We start from the raw sequence: 15881 nt of genomic DNA on the forward strand, positions 1-15881 counted from the left end.
TGTTGCAGCGCCCAAAGAACATACAAGATTTAGTGGCGAAGCAACCGGCACCCACAATTTGGCGTAATCACGCCGTGAGGGTCAACGCAAAATTTACCACTTAGATACCATTTTTTTGGTTGACCGGTGAAATAGGAAACGCCCGTGGTTCGCTTCATCGATTCACCGACTGCACCCGCGGGCTGACCGAGCCGCCAACACCACTTCGGTAGCCTCGAATTTTTTTGCGAAACACTAATGGTTTGCCGCAAATACCTTACTCACGGCCCCTTCACCACTTCCTCGGCGACTCCACTAACACCGGCGCGCGGTCCACTTCCGAGACATGACAGCGGACTTTTCGCGCCGACCTGACACGTTGCACGAAGCGCACAGTCGATCTGCTGAAATCCTGTGCCAAGTTAGGCAAAATCCAGCTGCAGGTGGCGCCAGTTCGCGTCACATGGTTAACAATCGGTTAACACAAGATTTGGTAGCCACCAAGATTTCGGGGTCACATTTTGCGCGATTCTAATTCTCGCCACGATCACATCTAAGTGAGATCTGGATCCCTGATCGCCCTTTCAGTGAAACTGGCTGCTTGCACGCCCGCCTTAGACTTGACCGCCAAAGGACGTCACCCTGACCGGGCCAAACCGATCAGAGCTGGGATTTTTATAAGTGGAAAGTGGTCGGGGCGGCGAGATTCGAACTCACGACCCCCTGTACCCAAAACAGGTGCGCTACCAGACTGCGCCACGCCCCGGACCGTGCGCTTTCCTAGCGGTGTGAAACGGATTTGAAAAGCCCTAACAGGGCCAAACAGACGCATTAGAAGAAAAAACTTCGTGCCGCATCTGGGTGCCCGGCCCAATGCCATATCGGCGCGCCAAACCACCATTGATTTCCAGCACCGCAAACACCCGGTCGCCGCCTGGAATGGGGGTCAGATCATGGGGAATGGCATTGGAATGCACAGACGTCACCACGCCGGTTTCATCGAGGAAAATGATATCCAGGGGGATCAGCGTGTTCTTCATCCAGAAAGCCGCCCTTTGAGGATGCTCGTAAACAAACAGCATCCCCGCCCCGCGCGGCAGGTCCTCACGGTGCATCAGCCCCATTGAACGGCTGTCGACAGTATCGGCAATCTCAACAGAGAAGGACGCCTGCCCCCAATCGCCGCGAAGATCGACACGATCCGGGGCGCAGGTCTCCTGTGCCTGTGCAATACCTGCACCAAGGCACAGTATTATGGCGGCACCCCAGCGGACAATTCCAGAGGCGCGCACCGACATGATCTTATTCTTCTTCGGATGCGGTTTCGGAAATGGCCGCTTCCCAGGCCTGGACCTCGACCGCCATGCAGCCCCGCCGACCGCTGATCGATCGCATCGCGATAGCCTCGCCCGGTTGGAGATCAGCAAGACCCGACTGGCGCAACACCTCGACGTGCAAGAAGACGTCATCTCCGTAGCCGAACAGGTTGGCAAAGCCAAAGCCCTTGCCCTTGTCGAACCACTTCACACGCGCCGGGCGCAACGGAAGTGTTTTCAGCTCCTCGATATCCATATCGACAAAATCGCTGAGAACCGGCGCGTCATCCCGGGCCGGAGGCACGATTGCGACAACCTCCACAGCCTGAACGCCGCGCTCCGTCGCGTGGGTCAGAACGGTTACGCTGGACCCGTCCGCCACCGAGCTCTGCCCGAAGTTACGCAGGACATTCACGTGCAACAGGATGTCGGGACCACCCTCGTCGGACACAACGAAGCCATACCCTTTGGTCGGGTCAAACCACTTCACTATGCCCTGGATTTGCCTGAGACTGCTTTGATCGTCTGCCACTTATCTCGTCCACCGCGTCGTATTTGATTTCTCGATGCTTGATGCGCGATTTTCGCATATGAGTTCAAGTTAAAAAAATTCCCCATTATCACGAAAATGCTATTTTATGCTTAACCCATTAAGGGTTTAGCCGCACCACACTCCATTCGTCATCCGGCGTATTTCGGCGCCAGACAAATCGGTCATGCAGCCTGAAAGCCCCATCCGCCCAGAATTCAATTTCGCTCGGAACGATGCGAAATCCACCCCAGAATGGCGGCCGGTCTGGGTTCGGGCCTTTCGTGGCCGTGATTTTTGCAACCTCTGCCATCAGGGCCGAACGGCTCTGCAATGGGCGCGATTGCTGCGAAGCCCACGCCCCAAGCCTGCTTTTCAGCGACCGGGAGTGGTAATACTCGTCTGCCTGCGGACCGTCTTCGCGTGTCACATGACCACGGACACGGATCTGGCGACGCAGGCTCTTCCAATGTAGCACGAAGGCGGCCTTGCCGGACTGCTCCAGCTCCTGCCCCTTGGCGCTTTCGTAGTTAGTGAAGAAGACAAAAGCGCCATCTTCGATTTCCTTGAGCAACACCATGCGGACATTCGGCATGCCATCAGCATCCACCGTCGACAGCGCAATCGCATTCGGATCATTGAGCTCAGTCTCTTCGGCCTCCGCGAGCCATGCCCGCGCAAGTTCAAAGGGGTTATCCCCCGCAAATAATCCCGACCGCTCTGACATGGAAACCTCTTCTTAACTGTGCGCGCCAATCTATGCCGCCTTGGTTGGGCATACAAGCCAAGGTGGCTGCGGATTTATGCGTATAAATATGTGCGGCCATGCAGGCCGACATCCAAAACGGGCCGCAAAACTGATAATGCGCCTCAACCGGTACTCTCTTGATGCAGCGGCCCGAGCATATTAAAGGTCCTTCAGTTCATATTTTACAGGCGGAGAACCTGCATGCCCAGTCAACTGCTGTCCGGCAAACGTGGCCTTATCATGGGCCTGGCCAACGACAAATCCATCGCATGGGGGATCGCCAAGGCCTGCGCCGATGCCGGTGCCGAACTTGCTTTTTCTTACCAGGGTGAAGCCCTTAAAAAGCGCGTTGGCCCGCTCGCCGAACAGCTGAACAGCTCCATCGTTCTGCCCTGCGATGTATCCGACGAAACCTCGATTGACGCCTTGTTTGAGAGCCTCGAAAAAGAATGGGGTAAGCTGGACTTTGTCGTGCACGCCATTGGTTTTTCTGACAAAAACGAACTGCGCGGCCGCTACGTCGATACCAGTCGTGACAATTTTCAGATGACCATGGATATCTCGGTCTACTCCTTTACGGCTGTTGCCCGCCGCGCCGAGAAACTGATGTCCGAGGGTGGCTCGATGCTTACCCTGACATACTATGGTGCCGAGCAGGTTATGCCTCACTACAATGTGATGGGCGTTGCCAAGGCCGCGCTCGAAGCATCGGTCAAATATCTGGCCGAAGATCTTGGAAAAGACGGCATTCGGGTAAATGCGATTTCCGCCGGTCCGATCAAAACGCTGGCCGCCAGCGGAATTGGCGACTTCCGCTACATTATGAAATGGAACGAATACAATTCGCCGCTGCGGCGAAATGTTACAACCGAGGACGTCGGTAAATCCGCTTTGTATCTTTTGTCGGACCTCGGATCGGGCGTGACCGGGGAAAACCTGCACGTGGATGCTGGTTATCACGTTGTGGGCATGAAAGCCGTGGACGCCCCCGACATTACCAAATAAATGAACTGCCCCGGGCCTGTGCTGTTTTTATTTTGAATGGTGCGCCCGGGGCTATATCAACGACGCACTCGTCAGACCAACACTGGTATCGTGCCTGCTTTGCAGCCCGGCACATGACACCGCATCAGACGCTACAATTGCCGGAGCAAATCGCAAGATGACCGACCGCCTGCCGCACGAAAAAGGGTTTCACATCAGCTGGGATCAGATCCACCGGGACAGCCGCGCGCTGGCCTGGCGGCTGGACGGTCAGGGACCTGACGGTGGCGCTTGGCGTGCCGTTGTCGCGATCACCCGTGGCGGCATGGCCCCCGCGATGATCGTCAGCCGCGAGCTGGACATCCGCACCGTCGATACGATCTCGGTGAAATCCTACCACCACCAGGACCAGGGTGAGGCCGTGGTGCTGAAAGCACCCGACGCCGAGCTGATGGGTGATGGCGAAGGTATCCTGATCATCGATGATCTGGTGGATAGCGGCAAAACCCTTGAACTGGTGCGCCAGATGTATCCCAAGGCGCATTTTGCCACGGTTTATGCAAAGCCCAAGGGCCGCCCGATGGTGGACACCTTTATCACCGAGGTCAGCCAAGACACCTGGATCTTCTTCCCCTGGGATATGGCGCTACAATACGTCGAGCCCTATCGCGGCAAGGACTGACGCCGCCCCGCCCCGTGCGCGGGACAGACCGCAGCCGATTTTCAAAACACCATGAATGCGCGCCCCCGTTGGAGGCGCGCTTTTTCTTGAGCCTGCCGCGAGGGCGTGCCACAGATAAGGCCCGAATACGCCTGCCCTGGCAGGGCCTTGCGACAATAGGATGACTGCATGCATATCTCCCGCACCGAAGCGACCTTTTGTTCTCCGATCGTCGAGTCCCGCCGCTGGACCGAAGGGGTCACTTTTCCGCCGTCGCGCCCCCTGATCAACGTCAGTCAGGCCGCCCCAGCAGATCCGCCGCCCACGGGCTTGCGGCAGGCCATCGCCGATGCCGCCCTGAATGAAACCGACGCGCATCTATATGGCGCAGTTTTGGGCCGCAGCGAGCTGCGTGCAGCACTGGCGGCACAGATCTCGGAGCATTATGACGGCACCGTTGGCGCAGCGCAGGTCGGTATTACCTCTGGCTGCAATCAGGCCTTTGCCGCTGCCATCGCCGCCCTTTGCGGCGAAGGGGACGAGGTGATCATCCCGGTGCCTTGGTATTTCAATCACAAAATGTGCCTCGATATGGCAGGTGTCAAAGCGGTTCCGCTGCCGGTAGGTGCTGATATGATGCCGGATCCGCAGGCCGCGGCCCAGTTGATCACACCCAAGACGCGGGCCATCACGCTTGTCACCCCCAACAATCCCACTGGCGCCGAATACCCCTCGGGCCTCGTGCAGGCCTTCTTTGATCTGGCCCGCAAACATGGGCTGGCACTGATTCTGGATGAAACCTACCGCGACTTTGACAGCCGCGAAGGGGCGCCGCACGACCTGTTCCAGACGCCGAACTGGGACGAGACGCTGATCCATCTGTACTCCTTCTCCAAGGCCTATCGGCTGACCGGTCACCGGGTTGGAGCGATCGCGAGTTCTGCAGAGAAATTGTTCGAAATGGAGAAGTTTCTCGATACGATAACGATCTGTCCTGCACAGCTTGGACAGATCGGCGCGCATTGGGGACTTGAAAACCTCCAGTCCTGGCTCGTGGGGGAACGGCTGGAAATTCTGGACCGCAAGGCGGCAATCGAAGAGGAATTCCCCCGACTTGCCGAGAAGGGATGGAAGCTGTTGGGCTGCGGTGCCTATTTCGCTTATGTGGAACACCCCTTCGAGGAAGCCTCGTCCGAGCTGGCCAAAAAGCTGGTGCAGGACGCGTCGGTCCTGATGCTGCCGGGCACGATGTTCATGCCCGAAGGCGATCCGGCAGGCAGCAAGCAATTCCGCATCGCCTTTGCCAATGTCGACCGGGCCGGGATCGTCTCCCTGTTCGACCGGCTTTGCGCGTTTCACCCCTAACGCTACGCTGCGCCATCCGAAACTAACAAGCCCGGCACAAGATCTTGCTCCTGTACGGGCGGCAGCGTATGCAGAACACGATTATGACACAGGCACCCTGCCCGCAGCGCCCTTCCGGCGCAAAGGGAGCGGGCAACAGGTACGAATGAGGGCACAATGGCCGCAGGCATGAAAAATCTTTCCAGAACCTTTGTTTGGATCCTGATGGGGATGCTGATCGTCGGCCTTGCCGGTTTTGGTGCGGTCAATTTCACCGGCTCGATGAGCGCGGTTGCCTTGGTGGGCGACGAAGAAGTCACCGTCGACGCCTATGTGCGCGAGTTGCAGCGCGAACAACGCGCCATGCAGGCCCAGACCGGTCAGGCAATGCCGATGTCGCAGCTGACCGCAATGGGTTTGGATCAGGTTGTGCTCGGGCGACTGATCACCCTCGCCGCCATTGACAATGAGGTCAGCAAGCTGGGCATCTCCATCGGGGATGAAAACCTGCTGTCCGAACTGACCAAGGTCTCCTCATTCCAGGACTCCAGCGGCCAGTTCGACCGCGAGACCTACCGCTTTACCCTCGACAACGCCGGTTTCACCGAAGCCGAGTTCGAAGACGATCTTCGCCGCGAGGCCTCACGCACGCTGGTCCAAGGCGCCATCATGTCCGGCACCAAGATGCCCGAAGTGATGAGCGACACGCTGGTGTCCTACATCGGCGAGCGCCGCAGTTTTTCCTACGTGCAACTGTCATCCGACGATGTGCTGCTGACGCAGGAGACGCCCGATGACAGTGCGCTGCGTCGCTTCTATGACGACAATATCGCGGATTTCACCCTGCCCGAAACCAAATCCCTGACCTACGCGCATCTCAGCCCCGACATGCTGCTTGACACCGTTGAGGTCGATCAGGAGGCGCTGCGTGGCCTTTATGAAGATCGCGCCGATCAATACCTGATCCCGGAACGCCGTCTGGTGGAACGCCTTGTCTTTGCGGACAATGACAGCGCCGCAAGCGCCAAGGCGCAGCTTGACGTGAGCGGCACGACTTTTGAGGTCCTGGTGCAGGATCGCGGTCTGGCCCTGTCGGACGTGGATATGGGCGATGTGACCGAAGCTGACCTCTCGGATGCTGGCACCGAAGTATTTGCTGCAAAGGTCGGCGATGTTGTTGGCCCGCTGCCATCGGATCTTGGCCCAGCACTCTACCGGGTGAACGGCCGCCTCGAAGCCCGCGAAACCAGTTTTGAAGAGGCCGAAGCCGAGCTACGCGCCGAATTGGCGGCAGACCGCGCCCGCCGAGTGATTGAGCAGCAAGCCGAATCCATCGAGGACATGCTCGCTGGTGGCGTCACGCTGGAAGAACTGCCGGATCAGACAGACATGCAGATTGGCACCCTCGGCTGGACCGGGCTCAACGCCGAAGGCATCGCCGCATATGACGGCTTCCGCGAGGCCGCAGAGGCCGTGACGGTTGATGATTTCCCCTCGGTCGCCTTCCTTGAGGATGGTAGCCTCTTTGCTCTGCGGCTCGACGAAGTCCTGCCCCCGCGCCCCGAGCCCTTCGAAGACGCTCGGGACAAGGTACTTGCCGCCTGGAACGAAAACCGGACAGCAGAGGCCGTAAACAACCTGGCACAGGATCTGCTGAAACAGACCGAGGCAGACGGAGCCTTCCCCGAAGGCTACGACGTGCAGACCGAGACGGCGCAAACCCGCACCGCCTATATCGACACCACCCCGGTCGAGATGATGATCGAGGTCTTCGAAATGAACCCGGGCGAGCTGCGCACCGTGTCCGGTGAAGGCTCCACCGTGGTGCTGCGTTTGGACGAGGTTCTGCCTGCAGAGGACACCAGCGAGGAAATGCAGATGCTGGCCAACGCGATGCAGACCCAGCTGGATCAGGCATTGTCGCAGGCGCTGTTCGAAGCCTTCGCGCAGGACGCACAGCTGCGCGCCGCACCGCGTGTTGACCAACAGGCCCTGAACGCGGTTCAGGCCAATTTCCAATAAGCGCGCATAGATCAATCAAGGCACCTGACGATGGCTCTGACCCCGGATTTCGACACTTTCGCCGCCGCCTATGAGGCGGGAGAGAACCAGCTGGTCTATACTCGGCTAGCGGCTGACCTCGACACGCCCGTGTCGCTGATGCTCAAGCTGACGGGCGCCCAGAAGGACGCCTTCATGCTGGAATCGGTGACCGGTGGCGAGGTGCGCGGCCGTTACTCGATCATCGGCATGAAACCCGATCTGGTCTGGCGCTGCCGCGGCACGACATCCGAAATCAACCGCTCGGCCCGCTTTGATCCCGAGGGTTTCGAAGCGCAGACGGGCGCGCCGCTGGACAACCTGCGCGCGCTTCTCGCCGAAAGCCGCATCGACCTGCCCGACGACCTGCCGCAGGCCGCGGCCGGGCTGTTCGGCTATCTTGGCTATGACATGGTCCGGCTGATCGAACATCTGCCGGACGTCAATCCCGACCCCCTTGGCCTGCCCGACGCGGTGATGATGCGCCCTTCGGTGGTCGCGGTTCTGGACGGCGTCAAAGGCGAGGTGACCGTGGTCTCCCCGGCCTGGACCGGAGACGGGAAATCGGCCAAGGCCGCTTATGCGCAGGCCGCCGAACGGGTGATGGACGCGGTGCGCGATCTGGAGCGCGCCATGCCCGCCGAAACCCGCGATCTTGGCGATGCGCACGAGGTGGCCCCGCCGGTCAGCAACTTCAGCAAATCCGGCTATATGGAAGCGGTGGAAAAGGCCAAGGAATACATCCGGGCGGGCGACATCTTTCAGGTGGTTCCGGCGCAGCGCTGGAAGCAGGACTTCCCGCTGCCGCCGTTCTCGCTTTACCGCTCTTTGCGGCGCACCAACCCATCACCCTTCATGTTCTATTTCAACTTCGGTGGCTTTCAGGTGATTGGCGCCAGCCCCGAAATTCTGGTCCGTGTCTTTGGCAAAGAGGTCACCATCCGCCCCATCGCAGGCACCCGCCCGCGCGGCGCAACACCGGAAGAGGACAAGGCGCTGGAGGCCGATCTTCTGGCCGACAAGAAAGAGCTGGCAGAACACCTAATGCTGCTGGATCTGGGCCGCAACGATACGGGCCGCGTGTCAAAGATCGGCACTGTGCGCCCGACGGAAAAGTTCATCATCGAACGCTACAGCCACGTGATGCATATCGTATCGAACGTGGTGGGTGAGCTGGACGAGGACAAGGACGCGCTGGATGCGTTTTTTGCGGGCATGCCGGCGGGCACGGTGTCCGGCGCGCCAAAGGTACGCGCGATGGAAATCATTGACGAGTTGGAGCCAGAAAAACGCGGCGTATACGGCGGCGGCGTCGGCTATTTCTCGGCCGGGGGCGACATGGATATGTGTATCGCCCTGCGCACGGCCATCGTGCAGGATCAAACGCTCTATATTCAGGCCGGTGGCGGCGTGGTCTATGACAGCGACCCCGAGGCCGAGTATCAGGAAACCGTGCATAAATCGAACGCGATCCGCCGCGCTGCTGCGGATGCTGCGCGTTTCACCGGCAGCCGCAACAGCTGATAACATCAAAGCGCTCCGGGGCGCGGGGAAGCATAAGCGACCCCGTGCCCCCGGGCTCTACCCCGTGCGTGTCTATTACGGGCTATTCTGCCGTTGCAGCCAGATTGGCGCGCAGACTGGCCGAAACCGGCGCCAGCGCCACCCGGCTGGCCCGGTCCTGCAGCCCCCACAGCAACAGTGCTGAAATCGTATCGGGCTGCAACCGCCCCAGCATGATCACTGCGCCTTCCTGTCCGGCCCGGAAGGCCGCCTGATCCAGAAACCGGCGAATGGCACGCGGGTTCTGACCGGCGCCATCGAAATCCCTGAACACCACGCCGGACGGCACGCCGTCGCGCAGCGCCAGTTTCTGCACGGTATTAAGGCCGCTGTTCTGCAGCACCAGCCCGTATCCCCCGGTCCGCGCCACATCGGACACCTGATCCGCCAGCGGCCTGTTGCCCTGCACGCCTGTCTCGACGCCTTCCAGAATTCCTAGCGCCTGCGGCACCCGGTCCAGCCAGACCTCCATCGCAGTCTCCGCGTCCTGTGGCATGGCTTCGCGCGGCAGATCCGACAGGATCAGCACCTCAAAGCCCGCGGCCCGGCGCGCGGCCATTTTCTCAATCGCCCTGGGGTCTTCGGGATCGATAGCAAAGCTCAGCGGATAGGGAAAATCGACCAGCGCCTCAGCGCCGACGGATGTTTCATCATCGATGAGGACAATCGACATCAAGGGCCGCCCATCGCTGCCAGCGAAGGGTTCGGAATAGGCATCAAACGGCTGCTGCGTGGTTTCAGCGCCCGCCGCAGAGGTCTCTTCGCTGTCGCGTTCGGTCAGCGGCACCACGCGGGTTCCGATCTGCGGCGATTGCGACGTGCGGCTTCCGTCTGCGGTTGGCAGCGCGGCGATCCGACCATTTTCCGGCGCATCTCCCGTCTCGGCCTCCTCGGCGGGCGGCATGTCTTCTTCCGGCTCCGCTTCGACGACCTCAGGCTGCTCAGGCGCGGGTTCGGGGGTGGAGAAGGCAATTACCGGAGGCGCGGTCGGATCTGGGGCGCTGCCCAATTGCGGCACCGGCACCGCAGCGCCTTGCTCCAGCTGAACCGTCTCGGGCGCGCCCTGCGGCGCCGTCATTTCAGGCGCGGTGCCAGGCGCCGGGCTGTCGGTCGGGCTCTGCCCCACCTCTGCCGTGGTGTCCGGCGCCTCGGGTGTCGGCGCCGGGGTCATGGACACCTCGACACCGTCGTCGCTCTCTTCTGTTTCGGGCAACATTGCAGGCTCAGCGCCGCTAGCAGCCGTTTCCGCCTCGGACGGGGCCTCTGGCACATCCGGCAGATCGGCATCGCCAGAGCCGCGCACATCGCCCGCGGGTCCGACTTCGGGACGGGCAGCCGGTTCGGTATCCAGAGAGGTCAGGTCATTGAGGTCATCCGCAGGTGCCGTTTCAGGTGCTACCGGCGCGGCCTCGACCAGATCGGCATCGGGTTGCGGCGTCTCTATGGGCGCCAGCGCGCCCGATTGAGGCAAAGTGGCCTTTTCCGGTCCCGTGGCGCTGACGTCGACCTGCCGCGGCAGCGGGGTCGACAACGACCACATGGCAGCGCCGCACACCGCTACCAAAGCTCCGATACTCACGCCTCCCAGAAAGCCACGCATGCCCGCTCGCCCTTTATCCTTGTGTCCGGCCTGGCCATCAGGACCAGCGGGGCGTCAGCCTGTCGCCACTGCCCCGCCGAGCCTTCAAAAACGCGCCGCGCTCTTGACGCTGCCTTGCAAGCCTGAACATGTATGTCGCAACAACTATACTGCGGCGCAAGCCCTGCCCGCCACCCATAAAAGAGCCTGCCAAGATGTTGCTGCTGATCGACAACTACGATTCCTTTACCTACAACCTTGTGCATTATCTGGGCGAGTTGGGGGCTTCGATGGAAGTGCGCCGCAACGACGCGCTGGATGTCGAGGCCGCTCTGGCCCTGCGCCCCGCCGGGATCCTGCTGAGCCCCGGCCCCTGCGATCCGGATCAGGCCGGGATCTGCCTACCGCTGACCCTTGCTGCGGCAGAGGCCGGTATTCCGCTGCTGGGCGTCTGCCTTGGCCACCAGACCATCGGACAGGCTTTTGGCGGCAAGGTCGTACGCTGCCACGAAATCGTGCATGGCAAGATGGGCGCGGTGCATCATCAGGGCAAAGGCGTCTTTGCCGGGGTGCCTTCTCCGTTCCAGGCAACGCGCTATCATTCGTTGGTGGTGGATCGCGACAGCCTGCCCGACTGCCTTGAGATCACAGCAGAGCTCGAAGACGGCACCATCATGGGGCTGCAACATCGGGAGTTGCCGATCCACGGGGTGCAATTCCACCCGGAATCTATTGCCTCCGAGCACGGCCATACCCTGCTGAAAAACTTCCTGAATGAAATGAAGGTGCCCGCATGAGCGACCAGATGAAGCCGCTGATCGACGCCGCAGCCGATCGCCCGCTGACACGGGCCGAGGCGGAGCAGGCATTCAAGCTGCTGTTCGAAGGCGAAGCGACCCCCAGCCAGATGGGCGGGTTGCTGATGGCCCTGCGTACCCGCGGCGAAACTGTCGATGAATATGCTGCTGCCGCTGCCGTGATGCGGTCAAAATGCAATCCGGTGAAGGCGCCCGAGGGCGCTATCGACATCGTCGGCACTGGCGGTGACGGCAAGGGCACGCTCAATATCTCGACCGCGACCGCATTCGTGGTCGCTGGTGCAGGCACGGTTGTCGCCAAACACGGCAACCGCAACCTCAGCTCAAAATCCGGAGCGGCAGATGCGCTGGGGCAGATGGGCATTCAGGTTATGGTCGGCGCAGAAGTGGTTGAAAAGTCACTGAAAGAGGCCGGAATTGGCTTCATGATGGCCCCCATGCACCACCCTGCGATCGCCCATGTCATGCCCACCCGGCAGGAGCTTGGCACCCGGACGATCTTCAACATCCTCGGCCCGCTCACCAACCCTGCGGGCGTCAAACGCCAGCTGACCGGGGCTTTCTCCCGCGATCTGACCCGTCCCATGGCGGAAACCCTTGGGCAGCTTGGCTCTGAACGGGCCTGGCTGGTGCATGGCTCGGACGGGACCGACGAGCTGACCATTACCGGCGTCAGCTGGGTCTCCGCGCTCGAAGAAGACGGCAGCATCCGCGATGTGGAACTGCACCCGGAGGACGCGGGCCTGCCGGTCCACCCGTTCGACGATATCATCGGCGGCACGCCGGAAGAGAACGCGATTGCCTTCCGGGCACTGCTGGACGGGCAGCCTTCGGCCTATCGCGATGCCGTCCTGCTCAACAGCGCCGCCGCGCTGGTGGTCGCCGGAGACGCCGAAGACCTGCGCGAAGGCGTCGCCAAGGCGGCCCACAGCATCGACAGCGGCGCTGCACGGGACAAGATCGCAACCGTTGCGCGGATCACCTCCGGGGGCAACTGATGCCCTTGCCGGGTGGTCTTGGCGCCTGGTCCGACCTGCCGTTTTTTCAGCGTGACTGGCCCACAATAGAGGCTGCGCTGGCGGCAGAAACGCAGCCGGTTCTGCCCCCTGCGGCGCAGCGTTTTGCTGCGCTGGAGCTGACCCAGCCTGCAGACACCCGTGTCGTTATATTGGGACAGGATCCCTATCCAACCCCCGGCCATGCCCATGGGTTGGCCTTTTCCGTAGAACCGGACGTTGCGCCCCTGCCCCGATCCCTTGGCAATATTTTCAAGGAGTTGCAAAGCGATATTGGAGCAGTGCCCGCCACGGGCGACCTGCGGAGCTGGGCACGGCAAGGGGTGCTGCTTCTCAATACCGCGCTCAGCGTACCGGCAGGCGCCGCGAACGGGCACAAGGATCTGGGATGGCTATCCCTGATCGAAGAGGTGCTGCAGCGCACATCGCAGCGCCCCACGGCCTATGTGTTTTGGGGAAAACAGGCACAAAGGCTTGAAAAACACCTGAATCCGGGCGATCACCTGATCCTGAAGACCGCGCATCCCTCGCCGCTTTCGGCGCGGCGCGGCTTCTTCGGATCCCGGCCGTTTTCGGCAATAAACACATGGCTGCGCGCGCGCGGCGAAGCGCCCATCGACTGGGCCAGCTGACTGGAGGCAACGCGATGACAGAAAACGTGCTCGACAAGATCAAGGCCTACAAGCTGGAGGAAGTGGCCGCCGACAAGGCCGCCGTGCCGCTGACCGAGGTCGAAGCCATGGCTCGCAACGCGTCTCCGGTGCGCGGATTTGCAAATGCGCTGCTTGGGGCGAGCCGCGAAGGCTACGGTCTGATCGCGGAAATCAAGAAAGCCAGCCCCTCCAAAGGATTGATCCGCGAGGATTTCGACCCCGTGGCGCTGGCAGAGGCTTATGAACAGGGCGGCGCCACCTGCCTGTCCGTGCTGACCGATACGCCCAGCTTTCAGGGCGCCAAATCCTTTTTGACCGAGGCACGTGATGCCTGCAGCCTGCCCGCGCTGCGCAAGGATTTCATGTATGATACCTATCAGGTGGCCGAGGCGCGTGCACTCGGCGCCGATTGTATCCTCATCATTCTCGCCTCTGTCAGTGACGCGCAAGCAGCCGAGCTGGAAGACTGCGCCACCGAATGGGGCATGGATGTTCTTCTGGAGGTGCATGATGCCGAGGAACTGGAACGCGCCTGCGCGCTGAAGTCGCCCCTGATGGGAATAAACAACCGCAATCTCAAGACCTTCGAGACCACTTTGGACACCACGCGGGAACTGTCGCGCATGGTTCCCGCAGATCGCACCATCGTCTGCGAAAGCGGCTTGTTCACCCCGCAGGATCTGTCGGACATGGCCCGCTATGGCGCCCGCAGCTTCCTGATCGGGGAATCCCTGATGCGCCAGGAGGACGTGGCCTCTGCAACCCGCCACCTGCTCGCCAATCCCCTGACACCGGGAGCGATTTGATGCCGCTGACGCATTTTGACGGCAAGGGCGACGCCCATATGGTCGATGTCTCGGACAAGGCAGTGACCGAGCGTATCGCCACCGCCGAAGGCCACATCACCATGGCCCGGGAAACCTTTGATATCATTTCCGAAGGTCGCGCAAAAAAGGGCGATGTGCTGAGCGTGGCCCGGCTGGCCGGGATCATGGGCGCCAAGAAAACGCCAGAGCTGATCCCGCTCTGCCATCCGCTGCCGGTGACCAAGGTCGCAGTTGAGCTGACCCTGGACCCCGATCTTCCGGGCGTGCGCATCGAAGGCACCGTCAAGACCACCGGCCAGACCGGGGTCGAGATGGAAGCCCTGACCGCGGTGTCGACTGCGGCGCTCACCGTCTATGACATGGCCAAGGCCGTGGACAAGGCGATGGAAATCGGCGGCATCCGCGTTACGCTAAAAGATGGCGGAAAATCAGGACGGTACGAGGCTTAAATGATCTCAGTCAGCGAGGCACGCGCGCATCTTCTGGAGCTGGTTTCCCCGCTTGGAACCGAACTGGTCCCTCTCGCTGAGGCTGCGGGCCGGGTTCTGGCCGACGACGTCGCCGCCCGCCGGGATCAACCGCCCTTTGCCGCATCGGCGATGGACGGGTACGCGGTAAAATCTGCCGAGGTCGAACTTCACGCCATGTTCAAGGTGATCGGCGAAGCCGCCGCCGGCCACGGATTTGACGGCACCGTCGGCGCGGGTCAGGCGGTGCGTATCTTCACCGGCGCACCGATCCCCGACGGAGCCGATTTCGTCGTCATTCAGGAAGACGTCACCGCAAAAGGCACCCTGATCACCATCACCGACGCACCCGGCGACAATCCCAACGTTCGCCCCCGCGGTGGTGATTTCAAAAACGGCCAGACCATCTCGGCGCCGCGGCTACTGACACCATCTGACATCGCCCTTCTCGCTGCGATGAATATTGCCGAGGTCCCCGTTGCCCGCAAACCCGATATCGCCCTGATCTCCACCGGGGATGAATTGGTGATGCCCGGCAGCACTCCTGGACCGCATCAGATCATCGCCTCCAACACATTTGGATTGAAGGCAATGCTGGAGGGTCTGGGCGCACAGGTCCGGATCCTGCCCATCGCGCGGGACACCCACAGCTCCCTGCGCACCGCCTTTTCGCTGGCCGAGGGCGCTGATCTGATCGTCACCATCGGCGGCGCCTCGGTTGGCGATCATGATCTGGTTGGCGAGGTTGCCGCCGACCTTGGCATGGAGCGGAGTTTCTACAAGGTGGCGATGCGCCCCGGCAAACCACTAATGGCTGGCCGCCTTGGCACCTCTGCCATGGCCGGACTGCCAGGTAATCCAGTGTCGGCCATGGTCTGCGGCCATATCTTCTTGGCACCAATGGTGCGGGCGATGCTGGGGTTGCCGCCCTTGCAAGAGGTTATTCTCTCCGCTCCGCTGGCGGCACCGCTGGGACAGAACGGTCCGAGAGAGCATTACATGCGCGCCACCCTGACGGAGGACGGGCAGATCCGCGCGTTCGAGCGGCAGGACAGTGCGCTGCTGACGGTACTGGCAGAGGCCGACGCCCTGTTGATCCGCCCGCCGCATGATCCGCCCCGCGAGATCGGCGAAACAATGTCCTATCTGCGCTTGATCTGATGTTTCCGGCGCCGGGACGGCTGCCGTATCCCAACCGTCTCTCAGGTTGACCGCTCCTGCGGTATGCCCGCGCGCCACACGCCCCTTGCCCCTTGTGATCCCCCGGCCGTTCGGTGCGTCGCCACAACGCCACCGGGAAATTCGCATGGGGTCCGTTGACACAAAACGGGAACATGACTAGAACAAAGGGAAACAT

Annotated in this window: 15 protein-coding genes and 1 tRNA gene; 11 read left to right on the forward strand and 5 right to left on the reverse strand. The window is 61.3% G+C overall.

Annotated features, from left to right (window positions below):
- Positions 1 to 668 precede the first annotated feature (668 nt).
- From SM764_RS16400 to pdxH, 4 genes are all read right to left on the reverse strand, one after another.
- Positions 669 to 745: transfer RNA gene (locus SM764_RS16400), tRNA-Pro, on the reverse strand.
- Between the two features lie 43 nt (positions 746 to 788).
- Entirely contained in the window at positions 789 to 1277 is a 489-nt protein-coding gene (locus SM764_RS16405) for a DUF192 domain-containing protein (RefSeq protein WP_065270168.1), read from the reverse strand.
- A gap of 4 nt (positions 1278 to 1281) precedes the next feature.
- Positions 1282 to 1827: a cold-shock protein gene (locus tag SM764_RS16410; protein ID WP_065270167.1), complete on the reverse strand. Its 546-nt coding sequence runs from the start codon at positions 1825 to 1827 to the stop codon at positions 1282 to 1284.
- 118 nt (positions 1828 to 1945) lie between these two features.
- Positions 1946 to 2551, reverse strand: coding sequence for a pyridoxamine 5'-phosphate oxidase (gene pdxH, locus SM764_RS16415; RefSeq protein WP_274836985.1), 606 nt, complete (start codon positions 2549 to 2551; stop codon positions 1946 to 1948).
- 222 nt (positions 2552 to 2773) lie between these two features.
- Here pdxH and fabI point away from each other — a divergent pair, with 222 nt between their 5' ends.
- From fabI to trpE, 5 genes are all read left to right on the forward strand, one after another.
- A complete protein-coding gene (fabI, locus tag SM764_RS16420; protein ID WP_274833995.1) occupies positions 2774 to 3577 on the forward strand; it encodes an enoyl-ACP reductase FabI in 804 nt (267 codons plus the stop codon).
- A gap of 157 nt (positions 3578 to 3734) precedes the next feature.
- Complete coding sequence (gene gpt / locus SM764_RS16425; protein ID WP_065270164.1) at positions 3735 to 4238, forward strand: xanthine phosphoribosyltransferase; 504 nt, start codon at positions 3735 to 3737, stop codon at positions 4236 to 4238.
- A gap of 168 nt (positions 4239 to 4406) precedes the next feature.
- A complete protein-coding gene (locus SM764_RS16430) occupies positions 4407 to 5582 on the forward strand; it encodes an aminotransferase (protein WP_369002229.1) in 1176 nt (391 codons plus the stop codon).
- Positions 5583 to 5738: 156 nt separating this feature from the next.
- Positions 5739 to 7583 carry a peptidylprolyl isomerase gene (locus tag SM764_RS16435; RefSeq protein ID WP_369002230.1) on the forward strand — a complete coding sequence of 615 codons (1845 nt, stop codon included), beginning with the start codon at positions 5739 to 5741 and terminating at the stop codon, positions 7581 to 7583.
- A gap of 30 nt (positions 7584 to 7613) precedes the next feature.
- A complete protein-coding gene (gene trpE, locus SM764_RS16440) occupies positions 7614 to 9125 on the forward strand; it encodes an anthranilate synthase component I (RefSeq protein ID WP_274832169.1) in 1512 nt (503 codons plus the stop codon).
- 82 nt (positions 9126 to 9207) lie between these two features.
- Here trpE and SM764_RS16445 read toward each other — a convergent pair whose 3' ends face one another.
- Complete coding sequence (locus tag SM764_RS16445) at positions 9208 to 10764, reverse strand: divergent polysaccharide deacetylase family protein (protein WP_369002231.1); 1557 nt, start codon at positions 10762 to 10764, stop codon at positions 9208 to 9210.
- 194 nt (positions 10765 to 10958) lie between these two features.
- Between SM764_RS16445 and SM764_RS16450 the strand changes: the two genes are divergently transcribed.
- Genes SM764_RS16450 through SM764_RS16475 form a run of 6 tightly spaced genes read left to right on the forward strand, consistent with a single transcriptional unit; the run spans position 10959 to position 15685 of the window.
- A complete protein-coding gene (locus tag SM764_RS16450) occupies positions 10959 to 11540 on the forward strand; it encodes an anthranilate synthase component II (protein ID WP_065270159.1) in 582 nt (193 codons plus the stop codon).
- Complete coding sequence (gene trpD / locus SM764_RS16455) at positions 11537 to 12559, forward strand: anthranilate phosphoribosyltransferase (RefSeq protein ID WP_369002232.1); 1023 nt, start codon at positions 11537 to 11539, stop codon at positions 12557 to 12559. The genes SM764_RS16450 and trpD overlap by 4 nt, the downstream gene beginning before the upstream one ends.
- On the forward strand, positions 12559 to 13209 hold the full coding sequence (locus SM764_RS16460; protein ID WP_369002233.1) for a uracil-DNA glycosylase: 651 nt from the start codon (positions 12559 to 12561) through the stop codon (positions 13207 to 13209). The genes trpD and SM764_RS16460 overlap by 1 nt, the downstream gene beginning before the upstream one ends.
- A gap of 14 nt (positions 13210 to 13223) precedes the next feature.
- Positions 13224 to 14036, forward strand: a complete 813-nt coding sequence (trpC, locus tag SM764_RS16465; RefSeq protein ID WP_369002234.1) for an indole-3-glycerol phosphate synthase TrpC — start codon at positions 13224 to 13226, stop codon at positions 14034 to 14036.
- Complete coding sequence (gene moaC, locus SM764_RS16470; protein ID WP_369002235.1) at positions 14036 to 14506, forward strand: cyclic pyranopterin monophosphate synthase MoaC; 471 nt, start codon at positions 14036 to 14038, stop codon at positions 14504 to 14506. The genes trpC and moaC overlap by 1 nt, the downstream gene beginning before the upstream one ends.
- Positions 14507 to 15685 carry a molybdopterin molybdotransferase MoeA gene (locus SM764_RS16475; protein WP_369002236.1) on the forward strand — a complete coding sequence of 393 codons (1179 nt, stop codon included), beginning with the start codon at positions 14507 to 14509 and terminating at the stop codon, positions 15683 to 15685.
- Positions 15686 to 15881: the final 196 nt, after the last annotated feature.

Source organism: Pseudophaeobacter sp. 1A16562 (assembly GCF_041008785.1).
Lineage (GTDB): Bacteria > Pseudomonadota > Alphaproteobacteria > Rhodobacterales > Rhodobacteraceae > Phycobacter > Phycobacter gallaeciensis_A.

What these genes read in the sequence shown, in the direction of transcription:
- trpE (WP_274832169.1), top strand. Translation starts at nt 7,614, where the DNA reads ATGGCTCTGACCCCGGATTTCGACACTTTCGCCGCCGCCTATGAGGCG.
- fabI (WP_274833995.1), top strand. Translation starts at nt 2,774, where the DNA reads ATGCCCAGTCAACTGCTGTCCGGCAAACGTGGCCTTATCATGGGCCTG.
- SM764_RS16445 (WP_369002231.1), bottom strand. Translation starts at nt 10,764, where the DNA reads ATGCGTGGCTTTCTGGGAGGCGTGAGTATCGGAGCTTTGGTAGCGGTG.
- SM764_RS16405 (WP_065270168.1), bottom strand. Translation starts at nt 1,277, where the DNA reads ATGTCGGTGCGCGCCTCTGGAATTGTCCGCTGGGGTGCCGCCATAATA.
- gpt (WP_065270164.1), top strand. Translation starts at nt 3,735, where the DNA reads ATGACCGACCGCCTGCCGCACGAAAAAGGGTTTCACATCAGCTGGGAT.
- SM764_RS16450 (WP_065270159.1), top strand. Translation starts at nt 10,959, where the DNA reads ATGTTGCTGCTGATCGACAACTACGATTCCTTTACCTACAACCTTGTG.
- SM764_RS16435 (WP_369002230.1), top strand. Translation starts at nt 5,739, where the DNA reads ATGGCCGCAGGCATGAAAAATCTTTCCAGAACCTTTGTTTGGATCCTG.
- trpD (WP_369002232.1), top strand. Translation starts at nt 11,537, where the DNA reads ATGAGCGACCAGATGAAGCCGCTGATCGACGCCGCAGCCGATCGCCCG.
- pdxH (WP_274836985.1), bottom strand. Translation starts at nt 2,551, where the DNA reads ATGTCAGAGCGGTCGGGATTATTTGCGGGGGATAACCCCTTTGAACTT.
- SM764_RS16475 (WP_369002236.1), top strand. Translation starts at nt 14,507, where the DNA reads ATGATCTCAGTCAGCGAGGCACGCGCGCATCTTCTGGAGCTGGTTTCC.
- SM764_RS16430 (WP_369002229.1), top strand. Translation starts at nt 4,407, where the DNA reads ATGCATATCTCCCGCACCGAAGCGACCTTTTGTTCTCCGATCGTCGAG.
- trpC (WP_369002234.1), top strand. Translation starts at nt 13,224, where the DNA reads ATGACAGAAAACGTGCTCGACAAGATCAAGGCCTACAAGCTGGAGGAA.
- moaC (WP_369002235.1), top strand. Translation starts at nt 14,036, where the DNA reads ATGCCGCTGACGCATTTTGACGGCAAGGGCGACGCCCATATGGTCGAT.
- SM764_RS16460 (WP_369002233.1), top strand. Translation starts at nt 12,559, where the DNA reads ATGCCCTTGCCGGGTGGTCTTGGCGCCTGGTCCGACCTGCCGTTTTTT.